Origin of the sequence: Nostoc piscinale CENA21 (assembly GCF_001298445.1) — a bacterium.
Lineage (GTDB): Bacteria > Cyanobacteriota > Cyanobacteriia > Cyanobacteriales > Nostocaceae > Nostoc_B > Nostoc_B piscinale_A.
Genome location: NZ_CP012036.1, coordinates 4,459,231 through 4,478,392 on the forward strand (window position 1 = coordinate 4,459,231; position 19,162 = coordinate 4,478,392).

The 19,162-nt window shown below is 41.4% G+C and carries 15 protein-coding genes and 1 pseudogene; 9 read left to right on the plus strand and 7 right to left on the minus strand.

What is annotated here, in order from left to right; all coding sequences use genetic code 11:
- Positions 1 to 16: 16 nt before the first annotated feature.
- The 3 genes from ACX27_RS19290 to ACX27_RS19300 all read left to right on the plus strand — a co-directional run bounded on the left by ACX27_RS19290 (position 17) and on the right by ACX27_RS19300 (position 6,950).
- Positions 17 to 3,922: a hypothetical protein gene (locus tag ACX27_RS19290; RefSeq protein ID WP_062295020.1), complete on the plus strand. Its 3,906-nt coding sequence runs from the start codon at positions 17 to 19 to the stop codon at positions 3,920 to 3,922.
- Positions 3,923 to 3,961: 39 nt separating this feature from the next.
- Positions 3,962 to 4,177, plus strand: coding sequence for a hypothetical protein (locus ACX27_RS32510; protein WP_062295021.1), 216 nt, complete (start codon positions 3,962 to 3,964; stop codon positions 4,175 to 4,177).
- 358 nt (positions 4,178 to 4,535) lie between these two features.
- On the plus strand, positions 4,536 to 6,950 hold the full coding sequence (locus ACX27_RS19300; RefSeq protein ID WP_062295022.1) for a CHAT domain-containing protein: 2,415 nt from the start codon (positions 4,536 to 4,538) through the stop codon (positions 6,948 to 6,950).
- A gap of 91 nt (positions 6,951 to 7,041) precedes the next feature.
- Here the strand turns inward: ACX27_RS19300 and ACX27_RS19305 are convergent, their stop codons facing one another.
- The 4 genes from ACX27_RS19305 to ACX27_RS19315 form a co-directional block, all read right to left on the minus strand.
- Complete coding sequence (locus ACX27_RS19305) at positions 7,042 to 7,350, minus strand: HepT-like ribonuclease domain-containing protein (protein WP_062295023.1); 309 nt, start codon at positions 7,348 to 7,350, stop codon at positions 7,042 to 7,044.
- Positions 7,351 to 7,527: 177 nt separating this feature from the next.
- Positions 7,528 to 7,818, minus strand: coding sequence for a nucleotidyltransferase family protein (locus ACX27_RS19310; RefSeq protein WP_062295024.1), 291 nt, complete (start codon positions 7,816 to 7,818; stop codon positions 7,528 to 7,530).
- Positions 7,819 to 7,876: 58 nt separating this feature from the next.
- Positions 7,877 to 8,065, minus strand: coding sequence for a hypothetical protein (locus ACX27_RS31840; protein ID WP_144427487.1), 189 nt, complete (start codon positions 8,063 to 8,065; stop codon positions 7,877 to 7,879).
- Positions 8,038 to 8,985: an NAD-dependent epimerase/dehydratase family protein gene (locus ACX27_RS19315; protein ID WP_062295025.1), complete on the minus strand. Its 948-nt coding sequence runs from the start codon at positions 8,983 to 8,985 to the stop codon at positions 8,038 to 8,040. The genes ACX27_RS31840 and ACX27_RS19315 overlap by 28 nt, the downstream gene beginning before the upstream one ends.
- Positions 8,986 to 9,458: 473 nt before the next feature.
- Here ACX27_RS19315 and purD point away from each other — a divergent pair, with 473 nt between their 5' ends.
- Both purD and nblS read left to right on the plus strand, forming a co-directional pair.
- Positions 9,459 to 10,739: a phosphoribosylamine--glycine ligase gene (gene purD / locus ACX27_RS19320; protein ID WP_062295026.1), complete on the plus strand. Its 1,281-nt coding sequence runs from the start codon at positions 9,459 to 9,461 to the stop codon at positions 10,737 to 10,739.
- Between the two features lie 125 nt (positions 10,740 to 10,864).
- Positions 10,865 to 12,757 (plus strand): two-component system sensor histidine kinase NblS, encoded by a 1,893-nt coding sequence (gene nblS, locus ACX27_RS19325; protein WP_062295027.1) that lies wholly within the window; start codon positions 10,865 to 10,867, stop codon positions 12,755 to 12,757.
- A gap of 1 nt (position 12,758) precedes the next feature.
- On the opposite strand, the gene ACX27_RS19330 is transcribed toward nblS, so the two are convergent.
- Complete coding sequence (locus ACX27_RS19330) at positions 12,759 to 13,145, minus strand: COG3650 family protein (protein WP_062295028.1); 387 nt, start codon at positions 13,143 to 13,145, stop codon at positions 12,759 to 12,761.
- A gap of 55 nt (positions 13,146 to 13,200) precedes the next feature.
- Positions 13,201 to 13,998, minus strand: coding sequence for a class I SAM-dependent methyltransferase (locus ACX27_RS19335; protein ID WP_235526266.1), 798 nt, complete (start codon positions 13,996 to 13,998; stop codon positions 13,201 to 13,203).
- A gap of 561 nt (positions 13,999 to 14,559) precedes the next feature.
- Here ACX27_RS19335 and ACX27_RS19340 point away from each other — a divergent pair.
- Complete coding sequence (locus ACX27_RS19340) at positions 14,560 to 15,357, plus strand: alpha/beta fold hydrolase (RefSeq protein ID WP_062295030.1); 798 nt, start codon at positions 14,560 to 14,562, stop codon at positions 15,355 to 15,357.
- A gap of 26 nt (positions 15,358 to 15,383) precedes the next feature.
- Positions 15,384 to 16,208, plus strand: coding sequence for a class I SAM-dependent methyltransferase (locus tag ACX27_RS19345; protein WP_062295031.1), 825 nt, complete (start codon positions 15,384 to 15,386; stop codon positions 16,206 to 16,208).
- 115 nt (positions 16,209 to 16,323) lie between these two features.
- On the opposite strand, the gene ACX27_RS19350 is transcribed toward ACX27_RS19345, so the two are convergent.
- Positions 16,324 to 17,049 (minus strand): pyridoxamine 5'-phosphate oxidase family protein, encoded by a 726-nt coding sequence (locus tag ACX27_RS19350; RefSeq protein ID WP_083468779.1) that lies wholly within the window; start codon positions 17,047 to 17,049, stop codon positions 16,324 to 16,326.
- Positions 17,050 to 17,390: 341 nt separating this feature from the next.
- Here ACX27_RS19350 and tmk point away from each other — a divergent pair, with 341 nt between their 5' ends.
- Positions 17,391 to 18,020 carry a dTMP kinase gene (gene tmk / locus ACX27_RS19355; RefSeq protein WP_062295032.1) on the plus strand — a complete coding sequence of 210 codons (630 nt, stop codon included), beginning with the start codon at positions 17,391 to 17,393 and terminating at the stop codon, positions 18,018 to 18,020.
- 81 nt (positions 18,021 to 18,101) lie between these two features.
- Positions 18,102 to 19,071: pseudogene (holB, locus tag ACX27_RS19360) on the plus strand (DNA polymerase III subunit delta').
- Positions 19,072 to 19,162: the final 91 nt, after the last annotated feature.

The following is a 19,162-nucleotide window of genomic DNA, read 5'->3' on the forward strand; positions in this document are numbered from 1 at the left end:
TACACGGCTGCTGCTTATGTCATCTTCCCCAGAGCGTCCGTTAAAAATTAATCTCACCCTACCATCATCCCATCCGCAGTTATTGGAGGGATTGGATTTGTGGCTGCGCTTAGGTTTGATATCTGATGCCCAAGTTAGGCAGTTATGTAAGGAATATCTCAGTTGTACGGTAGTATTACAGCCGCAAGTCGAACCAAAACCAGTGGTAGCGGGTGCAACTCCCAAACAGCCAGCCAAGCCATTAATTGCTTATGCGCCAGCACAGCCAAAAGCCGCGACTCAACCCAATTTTGTCACGCGGATGTTGCAATCTTTGGGGGAAGAACTGAGTGTACGCTGGCTGTTATTTTTAGGTGTGTTTTTAGTAGTGCTGTCCTCTGGGGTATTAGCAGCAAGTCAATGGGAAAGATTTCCCGCAGCCGGACAGTATGGGGTGTTATTTGCTTATACGTTAACTTTTTGGGGTTTCAGCTTTTGGACTGGGAGACAAGCAAACCTGAGATTAACCACTCAGACATTATTGATTGTCACTTTATTTCTAGTGCCTGTGAATTTTTGGGCAATGGACAGTTTCGGATTATGGCACAATCCGCTTAACTGGTTGACAGTTGCGATCGCTGCTCCTACCCTGACTTATATTACAGTTTTACTGTGCAGTAATCGTACAGTTTTTCCCAACTCCCGCACGAGAAAGTTACCGCTAATTAATATCCTGGCGCTGAGTTATTTACATTGGGGTTGGAAAATCACAGTCTTTCCTTTAATTGCTGTGTATGCAGCGATGATAGGCACAACTTTACTCACTATTTATTACATTCGTCGCCAGCAACGCCACACTGGAGAAAATCAACTCAGCTTATTTGCTACCGTCATTGTTTACTCGTTAATAATACTGCTATCACGGGCAATTTTTGTTGCGGGGGTAAATGTCACCCAACTAGGGTTAGCCATTGGGATTTGTGGTTGGTTGATTACTTGGTTAGTACAGCAAGGGGAGATGAGGGGAGAAGGGCGACAAGGGCGACAAGGTGGACAAGGTAGCAACTATGTTTCTTCTCCCTTGTCTCCCCCCTCTACCCCCTCACCCCCCTCACCCTCATTCCCTTGGGAAATCTTAGGTAGCCTTTTACTCTTTCTCGGTTGGGCTGTGGCGGTAATAGATTATCCGGGACAAGCTTTGGCTGTGAGTGGTTTGGCTTTGGGGTATGTAAGTCAGCGTTTGCAGAGATATAGCCTCAAGTTTGATTTAGCGGTGTTGTTTTTGGTTGGCTTACAGTCGATTTGGCAGGGTTGGCGAGTTGTACCACTAGAAACACGGAAATCGATAATTGCCATTGCGGCAAATCTCACCCAGGCACAAAATGAACCTTGGGCGTTGCTGAGTCTGGCATTATTTCCTTATTTAATATTTATGGTATGGTTTTGCGATCGCCTGCGTCATACCGAAAAACGAGATTTGGCAAATTATGGTGAAGCAATAGCGGTGATGTTTGGCAGTTTTTTAACTGTCATTTCCACAATTAATCCTACCTTGCGATCGCTCAATCTAGTTTTGTCTACTATTACTTTGGCTGTTGTTACTAAACGCCGTTCGCCATCTTCCACGCCGTTAATTTACCTGACTCACTTCATCGGGTTACTGGCACTTTTCTCAGTCATAGACTGGTTTTTCCCGAATCTCCCGACTTATCTCTGGGCAACGGTTATCTCAGTTGTGATGGTAGCAGAATGGGGATTTAGTCTCGGCGGTAATGGTGGCTGGCAAAGTAGTGCATGGCATTTCGGCTTAGTATTATCCATCGTCAGTTTTAGTTTATTTTTTGATGCCACTGTTAACCAAAAATATTGGGGTGTGATTTGGTTAATTACACCCTTATCTTTGACATTTTTAGCGAGTCGCACCACAGGCAAACACCGCACTATCAGGGCTTTTTTGAGTTTATTGGCTGTGTTTGCGGTGCAGTTTTTAACGATACTTCTTCCAGAAACTAGATTTATTAGTTTGGCGGTGGGTACAGGTGTCATGTATCTCAACACCCGCTATTTAAGAAATGAAGGATCTGCCGCCTTTACCATTGGTTTAGGAATGAGTTTTATTGCGGCGTTGCTGTGGGAAGGGATACCAGGATTACCCCGTCTAGCTATTGCAGGTTGGTTAGTCGTAGGTGCGATCGCCACTTTTAGTTTATGGTTAATGCGAAAATTACTGCAACAACGCAACCATGAATTAGCAAGTATATATGCAGAAGCTAGTGATAAATGGGCGATCGCTTTATGTTGTACTGTACTCTCAACCCTGACAATCCACTCATATTTAGTTTATGATGCCGTCGTCATCCCCGGAGTTTGGTATTTAGTCGCCAGTGCAGTTACTTTACTCGCCATTACTTACCGTAGCTGGAGTGAACCCACAGATTGGGCATTTTATGGTATTGGTTGGTGTGTAGAATTATTCATCGCTGAAGTGTTGAGCTTTGGGGAACGTTCTACAATTAGAGTCGCGGCCGCTAACATCGCTTTAGGTTTATTCACCCAACTTTTAGGCGAATGGTGGCGACGAAGATATCATCCCGCCAGACTTCCCAGTAGTTTACATATTCTGCCCTTAGTTTATGGTGCATTGAGTGTTGTTCTGCGGTTCAATGTTTTTACCGAATGGACTGGTTTATTTACCTTGGGTGTAGCCTTAATTGTCATTGGTATCGGCAGACGACAACCAAACTTTAAACCTCTGCTGTACTGCGGCATTATTGGCGTATCAATTTCCTGTTATGAATTATTGTTTTATCAAATGTCCCAAGCTAAAGGCGGTGCATTTGGTGATGGCTTAATTGCCATGTCTGCTTTAGGGGCAAGCATCATGCTAGTTTACAACCGATTAGCACCGTGGTTGAGCCAATACTTACGCCTCAGTTTGCCAGAAATCAAAGGTATTGCTCATCTGCACTGGGCTTGGAGTAGTGTATTATTAACCCTGGCCATTACCCAGCCAATTCAAGTTAACCGCCTTGTTGGCTTGGGTACAGGGGGATTATTAATTATGTATGCCATCTTCCAAGGAAGAGGTACTAGTAATACACCAAGGGTTTTTGGCAGAATTACCACAGAAGAGATGTGGGTATACCTCGGCTTATTAGAAGTATTGGGAATGCGGGTTTATTGGCGAGAAACTGCCGTCGGACAGTGGTTAGCCGGGCCGTTAGTACCTTGGAATGGTGCGATCGCTTGTGTGATAGCCTACTTCTTATACAGCTTACCCTGGGAAAATTGGGGTTGGTCAAAAAGACCTTGGCACCTCGCCGCCTACATTCTGCCATTAATCATTTTATGGGAAACTAGACTGCAAGTTTACCCCATTACTCTAGTTATCGCGGCTGGCTTTTACATCATCTTAGCCAAGGTGAGTGAAAATATCCGCCTCACATATATCAGCGTCGCCTTAATTGATTGGGCAGTCTGGAAATGGTTATCTCAATTTAATATTAGTGATCCCTTGTGGTATGTTACAGCCATTGGATTATCACTGTTATACATTGCCCAAGTTGATCCACAGCTAAAACAGCCAGAATCAAAATCATCGCGGCACATTGTCCGACTGTTAGGTGTTAGTTTAATTTGTGGATGGGCTGTGGTATTTCATCAAGATACAGTCATCATTCCCGGAATTTTCAGCCTCATCGCTATTTTTGCTGGATTAGCTTTGCGTATTCGGGCTTTTCTGTATGTTGGTACAGGTGCTTTCTTAATTACTAGTATTTACCAGTTAGTCATTTTCAGCTTACGTTACTCATTTTTAAAATGGGTGATTGGCTTACTAGTTGGCATTTTACTCATTTATATCGCCGCTAACTTTGAAACTCACCGCACCCAACTTAATAGCCTACTTCGCAACCGCAGTCATGAAATTGATGAATGGGAATGAAGAAGGCAGGAGGCCGATTAGAGGGGGATTTAAACCCAAATGGGCGAGTCAAAGCAGAATAGCCGTATTTTTGGGGTTACTCAAAATTTGCGATCGCACTACATCCAAATCTTGCTCATTCATGACTGTGAGATTTTAAATGCCGAGTCTACACTGCTGCATCTATCTGAGAGTAATTTTGAAAAAAAATTATACGCAAATGCGATCGCACAAACAATTATCCATGATGCGAATCATTTTGATACCTGTGAATGAGTCTTGGAACTTCATTAATGAGCCTTTGATACTCGTGAATGAGTCTTGGAACTTCATTAATGAGTCTTTGATACTCGTGAATGAGTCTTGGAACTTCATTAATGAGCCTTTGATACTCGTGAATGAGTCTCGGAACTCCATTAATGAGTCTTTGATACTCGTGAATGAGTCTTGGAACTCCATTAATGAGCCTTGGAACTCCATTAATGAGTCTTTAATACTCGTGAATGAGTCTTAAAGACTCACTCAGCACTTTGCCATATCACTGGTTTAGAAAATAGAATTTTAATCTCAGGCTAATTTTGGCAATCTGTGGTGGTATTAAAATAAACACCAACCCTGGCCACGACTTACTGCGATGCACTTCAAATTCCGCAAATATGCCCTCATCATCTTGCTGACTACAACTCTCAGCATCAACTTAGATTTACCCAAACTAAATTTTCTCCTCAACTCCAACTTAGCCGCTTCAGCACAAACCCCAGATGTACGGAAAGCAGAAGCAGATAAACTTTTGCAGCAGGGTATTCAGCAGTATCAAACCAGTCAATTTCAAGCAGCGTTACAATCTTGGCAACAAGCACTTAATATTTATCGAGAAATCAAAGACCGTAAAGGTGAAGGACAGTCACTAGGCAGTCTCGGTCTTGCTTACCAGTCTTTAGGAGACTACCCCAAAGCCATAGAATACCAGCAACAGAGTTTAGCCATCGCCCGTGAAATCAAAGACCGTCTCGGTGAAGGTGCAGCACTAGGCAATCTCGGTAATGCTTACTATTCTTTAGGAGACTACCCCAAAGCCATAGAATACCAGCAGCAGAGTTTAGCCATCGCCCGTGAAATCAAAGACCGTCTCGGTGAAGGACAGTCACTAGGCAATCTTGGTAATGCTTACTTATATCTAGGAGACTACTCCAAAGCCATAGAATACCAGCAGCAGCGTTTAGCCATCGCCCGTGAAATCAAAGACCGTAAAGGTGAGGGTGCAGCACTAGGCAATCTCGGTCTTGCTTACTTATATCTAAGAGACTACTCCAAAGCTATAGAATACCAGCAGCAACTGTTAGCCATCGCGCGGGAAATCAAAGACCGTCAGGATGAAGGTGCAGCACTAGGCAATCTCGGTAATGCTTACTTATATCTAGGAGACTACCCCAAAGCCATAAAATATCAGCAGCAGAGTTTAGCCATCGCCCGTGAAATCAAAAACCGTCAGGGTGAAGGTAATGCACTAGGAAATCTCGGTCTTGCTTACTTGTATCTAGGAGACTACCCAAAAGCCATAGAATATCAGCAGCAACTGTTAGCCATCGCGCGGGAAATCAAAGACCGTCTCGGTGAGGGAATTTCTTTAAATAATCTAGGGCTTGCTTGCTACAAATCTGGTAATCTCTCAGCAGCAGAAAAAACGCTGTATGACGGAATTAAAGTTTGGGAATCTCTGCGAGATAAAAAATTACCTGATACTAATAAAGTTTCACTTTTTGAGCAACAAAGTCGTACTTACCGCACTTTACAAGAAGTCCTCATTGCCCAAAAGAAAACCGATGCAGCTTTAGAAATATCCGAACGTGGTCGTGCTAGAGCGTTTGTTGAGTTACTCTCATCTCGCTTGAATAAAGATAGCAACAAAATGAAATCGCTCTCTGCACCCACAATCAGCGAGATGAAACAAATTGCCAAACAGCACTACTCTACCTTGGTGCAATATTCAGTTATTGACGATGACTTCCAAGTAGAAGGTAAACCAACAGCACAAGAATCAGAACTTTATATTTGGGTAATCAAACCTAACGGTGAAGTCAAATTCCATCGCCAAGACCTCAAACCATTGTGGCAAAAACAAAACACCAATCTGTCCAATTTAGTTAAAAGTATTCTCGGCACAAACACTCGTCTTTGGAAAAAACCTCTACAGCAACTCCATGAAATTCTGATCCAACCAATCGCCCAAGAATTACCCAAAGACCCTAACGCTCATGTTATTTTCATCCCTCAAGCATCTCTATTTTTTGTGCCTTTCCCAGCCCTAAAAGATGCAGACAATAAATACCTCATTGAAAAACATACCATCCTCACTGCACCATCAATTCAAGTCTTAGATTTAACTCATAAACAACGCATCCAAACACAAAACATATCTAGTCAAAATGCCTTAGTTGTCGGTAATCCCATCATGCCCCGTGTCGCTTACAAACCTGGCGACAAACCCGAACAATTAGAAGCTTTACCCGGTGCAGAAATTGAAGCTAAAGAAATTGCGCGGCTATTAAATACCAAAGCCATCATCGGTAAAGATGCAACCAAAAACCAAATTTTAAAACTTCTACCAAAAGCCCGAATTATCCATTTAGCAACGCATGGATGGGCTGATGATATTCGCGGTTTAGGAAGTTGGATTGCATTAGCACCAAATCCAACAAATCAACAAGAAATAGGTAATGGCTTACTAACTGCTGAAGAAATATTAGATTTAAAACTGCAAGCCGAATTATTTGTCATCAGTGCTTGTGAAACTGGAAGGGGACGCATCACAGGCGATGGTGTAATTGGTTTATCTCGTTCAATAATTTCTGCTGGTGTTCCTAGTGTGTTAGTTTCCCTGTGGTTAGTTCCCGATGAAGAAACGCAGTTACTCATGACTGAGTTTTATCAACATCTGCAAAAAAATCCAGATAAAGCCCAAGCATTACGCCAAGCTATGCTAGACAGAATTAAAGAAAATTCTCTACCAATTAACTGGGCAGCATTTACATTAATTGGCGAAGCGTAACCCAATAAAATCCTGAAAATGTTGGGTTTCGTAAAGCCTCAACCCAATCTACGCCTAATCCATCTCCCGTTATCTTTCATCTATTTAATATTCAAGATAATGTTTGTAAAATTGCTTCAATTTGAGGTTTAAGGTTAGGTAATTCCCGTTCAACAACCAACCAAACAACATCTAAATCGATTTCAAAGTAATTATGAGTTAAAATGTTTCGCATCCCAATCATTTGTGACCAAGGAACACCTGGATTTTCTTCACGAATATCGGCAGATAATACACGCGATGCTTCTCCAATAATTTGGAGGTGTTGAATAAACCAAGTTTGAATTAGTTCGTTTTCTTCAAAAGCTTCCCGACCTTGAACTGCATATTTATCGATACGTTCGATTGCTTCTAAGAGGATGTCTGAGAAGTATTAAATATTTCGTCAGATCCCCCCTAGCCCCCCTTAAAAAGGGGGGAATAATCTCAAAGTCCCCCTTTTTAAGGGGGATTTAGGGGGATCTACAAGTCTCAAATACAACATCAAAAAGTTTTCAGACATCCTCTAAAATATCGCGCAACTTTTCACTATTATCTCTCACAAAGGAACTGCCTCACTTAATACTCGCTCTCGAATACGCGATCGCAATCCTTTTTCTGTAACAACATCAACTTGACAACCAAGTATTTCTTGTAACTCCATCAATAATCCACCCAAATCAAAAAGGCTACGTCCTGGCTCCATTTCAACTAAAAAATCAACATCACTGTTAACATCTGCTTCACGACGGGCTACTGAGCCAAAAATTCTTATATTATAAGCTCCATATTTTGCCGCAATTTGCAAAATTTCTTCCCGTTTGGCTCCCAATATTTCATAGATATTCATAATTTAATATAAATATGTATAGCAGTTCTCGTTTGAGTATTGAGCTTTTCCAGAGAAATTACAGATAATTTACTTTTTTATATTGTAGGCTCAACTCACAAATCGGTGATTCTAAGATACAGCGATCGCATATCTCCAAAAAAGCGATCGCTGGAGTTTTCAGAGATTTGTGACTTTTACTCCTAAAATGCGATCGCACTACATCCAAATCTTGCTCATTTAATATAATCCCTTCACCCACTGCCATTCTTGTGCCAAACCCTCCCGCAGCGAAACTTGCGGCTGATACCCCAAAACTTTCTGCGCTTGGGATATATCCGCCGCCGTGTGGCGTGCATCTCCCATTGCTTTTTCAATGTAGTTTTTCTTAATCGGCTGACCGACAATTTCCGCCATTGTATCTAATACTTCAGTTAACACAACTCGGCTACCACCGCCAATGTTAAAAATTTTACCTACAGCCTCTGCTGCACTCGCCGCCGCCAAATTTGCCGCCACAACATCACTTACAAACGTAAAATCCCGTGTTTGCTGTCCATCCCCATAAATCGGAATAGCTTCATCCTGCAAAACAGCCTTGAAAAATTTATGAAATGCCATATCTGGGCGCTGTCTCGGCCCATAAACCGTAAAATAGCGCAATGCCACAACAGGCACATTAAAGTTCTTCTGATAAAGTCCACACAACCTTTCTGCGGCTAACTTGGTAATACCATAAGGTGAAACCGGATGGGGACAAATACTTTCGTGGGTGGGTAAAGTTTCCGCATCACCGTAAACGCTGGATGTAGAAGCAAACACTAATCTTTTCAGGTGTTTTGCATCCTTAGCTGCTTCTAATAAAACTTGTGTCGAATTAATATTCCGTTCAGTATAAGCACGGAAACCATCACCCCAACTCGCCCTAACTCCGGCTTGGGCTGCTTGATGATAAATAATTTCTACATCTTGGAGTAAATTTTGCCAATCTAAAAACTGAATATTTCCTTCAATTAATTTAAAGTTAGACCAGCAGTTTAAAAGAGCAATGTTCTTACGTTTTAATATCGGATCGTAGTAATCATTAAACTCATCAATCCCAATTACTTCTTCTCCTTGTTTTAGCAGTACTTCTGCAACATGAGAACCAATAAAACCTGCTGCTCCCGTCACAATAATTTTAGCCATATTCCCTCTTGACCCGTTTTTTTATATTTCCATGATTGCAATATTCACAGGTTAATACTTATCTTGTATAAACGTCATCATTTAGCAGTAATGTTTAGATTAATCATCTCAATATCGCAAAATTACTTACGTATAATTATTGAGATTTTCTAATAATAATTTAATTTTCAACATAGAAAATCACCTCTGGCGTAGAGACTGTCTTGACTATCAAGACAGTCTCTACTAGCCCCTAAACTGCGTAAGTCCTGTATTCTTTCTTTTTCCTTTTTCCTTTTGACTTTTGCCTTGTTGTACTAGCCCCTAAACTCAGGACTTGCATCAGTACCTAAATTAGTGAAAAATTGATCCGCGAGTAGTTCTAGTACAGCATGGCGGCAATCTGGCTACCACTGTCAATGGTGCAAAAGTTAAAAATTGACTTTTGACTGCCTAGACTGTTCTCGTGTCACAAGGCACGCAAGAGGAAATCAGTGAAAGTTTTAGTTGTAGGTAACGGCGGGCGTGAACATGCTCTAGCATGGAAATTATTGCAATCCCCGCAAGTTGAGCAAGTCGTCTGTGTACCGGGAAATGGCGGTACAGCTAATCTGGCAGATTGTCAGAATTTGCCCTTGGCTGTGGATGATTTTGTGGGAATCAGCCAATACGCCTTAGCAAATAACATTTCTTTGGTAGTGGTGGGGCCAGAAGTTCCACTGGCGAAGGGAATTACAGACTACCTGCAAGCGCAAGGACTAATGGTATTTGGCCCTGTTAGAGCGGGGGCGCAAATTGAAGCCAGTAAAGCTTGGGCAAAAGCACTAATGCAAGAAGCTGGGATTCCTACAGCTAAAGCTGCGGTATTTACGGAAGCGGCGGCGGCGAAATCTTATGTGCAGTCACAAGGTGCGCCGATAGTTGTGAAAGCTGATGGCTTGGCGGCAGGGAAAGGTGTAATAGTTGCTACCACAATAGAACAAGCTGCAAGTGCCATTGATGCGATTTTTCAAGGGCAGTTTGGCAGTGCGGGTGAGTTTGTGGTTATTGAAGAATGTTTATTTGGGCAAGAAGTATCGGTGTTGGCTTTGACTGATGGGTTAACCATTCGCCCCCTACTGCCAGCACAAGACCATAAGCGAGTCGGGGAAGGTGATACAGGCGAAAATACTGGCGGGATGGGCGCATACTGTCCAGCGCCTATTGCTACAACAGAGTTAATGGCCAGGGTGCAAACAGATGTGTTAGAAAAAGCGATCGCCACTCTCCGCAGCAAAGGTATAGACTACAGGGGTGTACTGTACGCCGGTTTGATGATTACCCCAGAAGGCGACTTTAAGGTGTTGGAATTTAACTGCCGCTTTGGCGATCCCGAAACTCAGGTAATTTTGCCGTTATTAGCCACACCCTTATTAGATTTAATTCTGGCTTGTGTCGAACAGCGTTTAGCCGCAGTCCCTATTACTTGGCACAGTGGCGCAGCAGCTACAGTTGTGGCGGCTTCTGGCGGTTATCCAGGGGATTATCAAAAAGGCAAAGTCATTACAGGCATTGACGCAGCCGAAACAGCCAAAGTCACCGTATTTCATGCCGGGACAAAATTAAACGACCAACAGCAAGTAGTAACTGATGGTGGAAGAGTATTGAATGTGACAGGCACAGGCGAAAACTTTCAACAAGCGATCGCCCAAGCTTACACAGGGCTGAAATCTATTCAGTTTGAAGGAATATATTATAGGAGAGACATTGGTCATAGAGTGCTGAGTGCTGAGTAAAAAACTTTTCCCCTACTCCCTACTCCTAGTCCCTAACCTCTAACCCCTACCCCATTGGGCAAATTAACTGTTAATTTTTTAGTTGTTGGGGTTTATCACAAAAACTACTAACAACTTGATTAAAAATGTTAGCTCTGTTAAAAACAATCCGAGAAGCGATCGCCAATTGGTGGTCAGATTTCACCCTCCAAACTAAGCTGTTAGCTGTTGCCACTTTGGTGGTTTCTTTGGTGATGAGTGGTCTGACCTTTTGGGCTGTAAATACAATTCAGCAAGATGCACGTTTGAATGACACCCGATTCGGCCGCGACTTGGGACTGCTGCTTGCTGCTAACGTTACCCCCCTCATTGCAGAAAATAATCTCACTGAGATTGCCCAATTTTCCCAAAGATTTTATAGCAGTACTTCCAGCGTGAGGTATATGCTTTACGCTGACGAAGGCGGCAAAATCTTTTTCGGGATTCCCTTTTGGGAACCAGAGGTGGAAAACTCTTTATTGACAATTGAGCGGCGGATACAATTACCAGAAGATTACCCTGGTAATGACGATAAGCCAATGGTGCGGCAACATAACACCCCAGATGGCATTGTCACGGATGTATTTGTCCCCCTCATCGTCAACAAAAAATACTTGGGTGTTTTGGCTATTGGCATCAACCCCAACCAAACGGCAGTTATTTCTACTAACTTTACCCGTGATGTTACCATCGCCGTGTTTATCACAATTTGGGTAATGGTGATCTTGGCAGGGGTAATTAATGCTTTAACCATCACCAAGCCGATTAAAGAACTGCTAGTTGGTGTCAAACAAATCGCCACCGGGAATTTTAAGCAGCGCATCGATTTACCCCTAGGCGGTGAACTCGGAGAGTTAATCCTTAGTTTTAATGATATGGCAGAGCGTCTAGAACGCTATGAAGAACAAAATATTGAGGAACTAACTGCCGAAAAAGCCAAACTCGAAACTTTAGTTTCTACTATCGCCGATGGTGCTGTGTTGATTGATAACAACATGCAGGTAATTTTAGTCAACCCCACAGCCAGAAGGATTTTCGGCTGGGACGGTCATGATGTAGTTGGTAGTAATGTCCTGCATCAATTACCACCAGCCATTCAGATGGAAATCACCCGTCCCTTGTACGAAATGGCTGCGGGTGAATGCGACAGTGCTGAGTTCCGCATTCATCTTAACCAACCAACTAAACGCACCATTCGGATTTTATTAACTACGGTACTTAATTTACAACGGGAAAGTATTAAAGGAATTGCGATTACTGTACAAGATATTACACGGGAAGTAGAACTCAACGAAGCCAAAAGCCAATTTATCAGCAACGTTTCTCACGAACTGCGGACACCGTTATTCAATATCAAATCTTTTATTGAAACTCTGCACGACTACGGCGAAGATTTGAGTATAGAACAGCGTCAAGATTTTCTCAAAACCGTTAACCATGAAACCGATCGCCTGACTCGTTTGGTTAACGATGTTTTAGACTTATCTAAGTTAGAATCTGGTCGCAGTTACAACTTTGATGGTGTAGACCTCGCCCAAGCCATCGAACAAACCCTGCGGACTTATCAACTCAACGCTAAAGATAAAGGTATTGAACTCATTCAAGAAGTTGCCCCTAGTTTACCGCTGGTCATGGGTAATTATGATTTGTTACTCCAAGTCTTAGCTAACTTGGTCGGAAATGCTCTGAAATTTACCAAAGCTGGCGGTAAAGTTGCTCTCCGCGCCTACCAATTAGATCCCAAACCCCATTCCCAAAATCAATCTCCCCGTGTGCGCGTGGAAGTAGCTGATACTGGTATTGGTATTGCTTCCGAAGACCAGCAAGCCATTTTTGACCGCTTCTTCCGCGTCGAAAACCGAGTCCACACTTTAGAAGGTACGGGCTTGGGTTTATCAATTGTCAGAAATATTGTGGAAAGACATGGTAGTAAAGTTCACTTGGTTAGTGAAGTTGGCATAGGGACAACTTTCTGGTTTGATTTAGCTTTATGTGATTAGATTACTGTTTTTGGGCGCAACCTTCTAACACTTTATTACCCAATATCAAAACAGCCGAGTAAGGGTAGTTTTTATCTGACATTCCATCACTACAAGCACTAACTTTTTGTAAAATCAATGTATTGTTACCCCTGAGTCGGTAAACTCTAACCAAATCCGCAGGGCGACCTTGGGCTGCTAGAGGTTGGACATAAGGGAATGTTTGTTTTTTCACCTCCGGCGAAGAGTAAACAATGCCATTTTTACTAACAGTTACACTCCAAAAAGGTTCTGTACCTAAAGCGATAAATTTTTCACTACGAGGAGTGACTGCTTGCAAACTAGAAGTGTACGCCAGTAAACTAGCATTCAGTCCCAAAAAAGCGATGTAAGGGATAAAAGCTTTCATTGCTTAAGATTGTTAGAGGATAAATATTTTGACTTTTTACTTTTGCCTTGTTGTACTAGCCTCTTGCCTCACCAGTATGCCGGGTAGCAACACACATCAGCGATAAGGCTGCTTGTGGTGAATTGGGATTTATCCCCGACAAACATTGAGCCAAGCGATACTTCCATTCTGACTGACCGTAATTACCCTCAAAAGTTTCTGTACCCAACTGATGATTGTGAGGGTAAGTTTTTACAGTAAACCCCAGGGGTTCTAAAGTTCTGGGAAACATTTCTGTTGTGACTCCATCCCCTGGAAGATGATGAACTTCGGTGGCTAGTCTCCAGTTTTGTTCATCGGCTGAAGCATGACCACCGCGTTTAATTAATCGGTAAAGTCCTAAACGCAATTGCCATAAACACATACCCAAGCCTTGAAAATTCCAAGCACTGCGATGAGGATCATGGTCGGTGATTAAAATTCCCCCAGGAAGAACTAAACGCGCTGCTTCTGCTAAAACCACATCCATCTGATCACAATGATGCAAAGTGGCATTTACCACCGCAATATCAGCAAAATCAGAGATAAAAGGCAAGTTATGTGCATCTGCTAACACAGGTACATAGCCAAGACTTTGCGCCATTTCTAGTCCGCCATAACTCACATCCACACCAATGAGTAATTTTGGTTTACCGCCTAGTGTGGCAAAGAGATTACCAGGGCCGCAACCAATGTCTACTACAATTTTGTCATCCCAACTACCCGTGGCGGCTTGCCAGAGAGATTTGAATATATCGCTACGGTGACAAGCTTCAAAGTAGTTTTTTGCCCATTCAGGATGCCCAAAGTAATAACTATTAGCTTCAATTGCCAAGGTTTTTTGCGAGATGGGATAAGTTAAAATGCTTTGTGCATCTAAGTCAGCATTAATGTTAGATGCCAGGTAAGGTTTGAGGGTGGAATATTCAGCAGCTTTGATAACTATTACCTCCTTTTACGTAAGAAATTAGGAAAATTGGTAAACAAAAACTGAGCCAAGCTATTGATTTGGCTATAATTTTTGTCTTCTGCACAATCCGATTTACCTGGGCTGAACGCTGAATTTTAAGTTGTTGATATTACTTACTTTTTTTCAATTAACCTATCCTGCTTTTTCTACGTAAGTCTTCCGTAAAATTTCGCAATTACTAGTTTTCATTGTTTCTGCATAAGGTTAATAAATTTAAGATTGAATATTTTTGAAATTATACAAAGTTGAGGAAAAGTACGTGTTTTAATTTAATGCTAAATCTTATACATTTTTTGATTTTATGGGTGTGAATTCAGGAAGATTGGCAATTTTGCAATTTCAGAAGAAGCAATTATCTGGGAGAATAACTTAAAGCAGATTTCAAGTTCTTGAAGCTGCTGTAAAGCCAATTATGATGAATTAGTAATGCCCAAAGTTCAGGTTAACGGAATTGACATATTTTACGAAGTTAAAGGTACTGGCGAACCTGTGTTGTTGATTGCAGGCTTTATGTGCGATCGCACTTATTGGTCGCTATTATTGCCACACCTAATTTCTCGGTATCAAGTTATTCGTTTTGACAACCGAGGTATCGGTCAAAGTTCTATTCCTAATAGTCCTTATAGCACTCAAGAAATGGCTCAAGATACCGCAGCACTACTAGACATTCTTGGTCTCAAACAAGCACATATAATCGGTCATTCAATGGGTGGTCAAATCGCCCAAGAATTAGCTTTGTTGTATCCTGGAAAAGTCAAAAATTTAATTTTACTTTCTTCTTTAGCTAAAGGTAATGAGCGATTTAATAGTTTAATTGAGACTTGGGGTAATCTTGCCGGGAAAATAGATTTAATGTTATATGAAAAGCTAATATTACCTTGGATATTTACTGATAATTTTTATGCTATCCCAGAAATGGTAGACCAACTAATTGAATGGGCAATAAACTATCCTTTTGCCCCGACAACACAAGGAATCTACCATCAAAGCCGCGCCATTATTAATCATGACACAACAGAGAGAATTAAAAATATTCATTGTCCAACTTTAGTCATGGTTGGTAAACAAGATATTCTCACGCCTGTAGCATTTTCTGAAAAACTTGCTCAAAATATTCCTCAAGCTGAACTACAAGTGATTGAACATGGTGGTCATGGCTGTTTAATTGAATCCACAGAAATAGTTGCTCAAGCTATACTCAATTTTTTAAGTAAATTTAAATAATCAGTTTACTTCTAATTAAATAAATTATGGAAAACCTCAAACAAACAATAGCCAGCTTTGCAAAAAAAGATTTGGAAGTGAGGAAAAATTGGTACTCGCCAGCAGCCGAGGCTTATAACAAAGCTAGACCTCGTTATCCCCAAGATTTCATTGAACAAGTTATCCAAATTTCCCAATTAACTAAAGATTCCAGAATTTTGGAAGTAGGATGTGGCCCTGGAACAGCAACAATTTCATTTGCTCAATTAGGTTATTCAATGCTTTGTTTAGAACCAAATCCAGATTTTTATGAATTAGCTCAACAGAATTGTCTCTCATATCCAAATGTGGAAATTCAAAATACATCTTTTGAAGAATGGAGTTTGCAATCTGAACAGTTTGATGCTGTTTTAGCTGCTAGTTCTTTCCACTGGATACCAGCAGAGGTAGGATATCCCAAAGCAGCAAGTGCTTTAAAAGCAAACGGTCATTTACTTTTATTCTGGAATAAGGAATTACAACCTAGTTATGAAGTTTATCAAAGCTTGTCGGCAGTTTATCAAAAACACGCGCCATCCCTTGACCGTTATGAAGATTGGGAAGCGCAACAAAAAGTATTTCAAGAGTTTGGCAATATATTAATTGATTCAGGAAAATTTCAAGATATTCAGTTTGGGCAAGTTAAATCTGAGGTAGTTTATAGCACCGATGAATATTTAACGCTGCTCAATACTTATTCTCCTTATCTCAAATTAGAGCCAGATATTAAAAAAGCGTTATTTTCGGAATTAAGTCAACGAATTAATAATGAATTTGGTGGGAGTTTACAACTTTCATATATCTCGGCTTTTCATATTGGCAGAAAAATTTAAAATTATGCAACTTATAGCAGGAGGCAGGAGGTAGGGAATAGTAAGAGGATGTGTGTAATTAATTCTATGTGAATACTTACCCAATTTTTAAAAATATGAGTCTTTTAGATAAGACTCATATTTTATTTTGGAAATATACGTAGGATGTTTTAGCGACAGCAGAAGACATATACCGCAAAGCTTTTGGTGTGGGAAAATCACAACCAACCACTTCTGAGAGTTTCTCCTTTAATCGGATGGAGAATTTTTTTTCCCTTAATAACTGCTCTAACTCGGCAATTCGCGCTTGTAAAGGAGCCATCATTGCTTCAACTTCAGTCATAGAATAGCGAATAGGAATGTGCTGGGGACAATTCTCACTCATGGCTTCGACATGAAACAGAATTGCTCGTTCAATTTCTGCTGGGTAGTCGGGGATTCGGAGTTGTTCAATCAAAACAGCATCACCTTCAATATATTCGGCGGTTCCCCAGATTTTGATACGTTTTCGATGGCGGTAATCCATTAAAAATATAAATGCTTTGGCTTCTCCTGATAAGTTACCGACTGTGATGTACTGCACATTTCCAGAAAAGTCAGCAAAGCCCAAGGTTTTGTCATTTATGACTTTGAGAAAGCCAGGCGCTCCGCCGCGAAACTGGATATATGGATAGCCATTAGAACTGACTGTTCCTAAATAAAATCCATCAAGATGAGCAATAAATTCTGCAATTTGTGGGGTAATTGAATCATTAGCTGGGCCATTGGCAATGTAGCGTTCGTAAGTTTGCCGCGAACCCCTTTTTAACTGTGCGGCTTGAACTTCTGGCGTAAAAGCAATTTCTCCAAATTTACGCGGCATAATGCACTCCTAAGTAAACTTTACGAGGGTAGACACCAACTCTTGATACCAATTCGCAATTCGCAATTCGCAATGACGCTCGCAGGCTCGCTACCGCTTCGCTAACGCAATTGATAAATCCTGACTTGACAAGGGTTTCTGGGTTTGGATCTGTATCAGAATTTTAGTGAATTGGTATGAGATAGGCAATTTTTTTTATTAGTACAAATCGGCGGAAGCAAGCGGAAGTATGTCTTCTTTTACAAAAAATTGGAGGCTAAAGTTCCCAGATTTACCCTAAATTAAACAAAGTCGCTTTTAAAGGGCGAGGAACCTCAAACTCATATTTTCGGTAAACTAGCATGAGTGGCAAATTAATTGTATTTGAAGGTGTGGAAGGCTGCGGAAAAACAACCCAAATGCAGCTTTGTTGTCAGTGGCTAGAAAGTTTGGGTATTTCAGTAATTGTCACTCGTGAACCTGGGGGAACAGAGTTGGGTATACATTTGCGGCGTTTATTGTTGGAGAAGTCGGAGGATAAACCAGTTGCAGATGTAACGGAATTGTTATTATATGCAGCAGATCGCGCCCAGCATGTTGAACAAGAACTCAAACCCAATTTAGCAGCGGGAAAATATATATTATGCGATCGCTACATTGATTCTACCGTTGCTTACCAAGGTTACGGTCGGGGTTTGAATATGAGTTTAATTGAAAAACTCAACGATATTGCTACATCTGGCTTAACTAGTGATTTGACAATTTGGTTAGATGTAGATGTTGAGGTGGGATTTAGCCGCAAACGTGGCGACGCAGCAGGTTTAGACCGCATTGAACAAGAAACCATCGCTTTTCATCGCCGTGTTCAACAAGGATATAGCCAGTTAGCTGCGGCGCATCCATCCCGCATTGTGCGAGTTGATGGTAGTTTGAGTAAAGAAACTGTCAGTAGTTTAATTCAAGAAATTCTGCGCCAACGCTTGCAAGTTTAAACAGGTGATGCACACCCAAACCCCATTACAGAAAAATTTGTGTCTCCATCAAAGCAAGCTGGCTCAATTTACAATTGACTAATGAGTAACAATCCATTTGCACAACTTGTTGGACAACAGCAAGCTATAGAATTACTCACTGAGGCTGTGAGACAAAATCGAGTTGCACCAGCTTATTTGTTTGTGGGAACAGATGGTGTAGGCAGAAGTTTAGCGGCTCGGTGTTTTGTCGAGTTCTTATTTTCTAGTGCAGTTGAGACACATTTGGTTGCGTCGGTGCAGAATCGAGTACGTCAAGGAAATCATCCTGATTTGTTGTGGGTACAGCCAACATATCAATATCAAGGGCAAAGATTAACAGCCGCCGAAGCAGCAGAAAAAAAAATTGAAGCGCAAAGCACCGCCTTTAATTCGGTTAGAACAAATTCGGGAAATTACAGAGTTTCTTAGTCGTCCAGCTTTAGAAGCACCAAGAAACGTGGTGGTATTAGAAGAAGCGCAAACAATGGCGGAACCAGCCGCAAATGCACTACTAAAAACTTTAGAAGAACCAGGACAAGCAACAATTATTTTAATTGCACCTGCGCCGGAGTCGGTTTTGCCAACTTTGGTTTCACGCTGTCAAAAGATTCCTTTTTATTGTTTAGATACAGCAGCTTTAACTCAGGTATTACTGCAAACAAATCATCCAGAAATTTTGCAGCATCCGACTGTGTTGAGTATAGCGGCTGGTAGTCCCGGAAATGCGATCGCCTGTTATGAACAATTACAAGTTATTCCTTCTGAGTTACTTACACACCTCAGTACAGCCCCAAAATCTGCCCGCCATGCTTTAGAACTAGCTAAAACAATTGACAAGGATTTAGATACAGAATCACAACTATGGTTAATTGATTACCTGCAACATTCTTATTGGCAAAAATGGCATCAACCAGGAATTATTCAGCAGCTAGAACAAGCACGTAAGGCACTTTTAGTTTATGCCCAACCTCGTTTAGTTTGGGAATGTACTTTATTATCTGTACATCAACAATGCAATGTGCAGAACTAAATGAGGACTTACGCACAGTCCAAGAAAAATCTTAGACACGCAAGCGGCTTCCCGCAGGGAACTACAGAGACACAGAGTTCAAATTTAAATT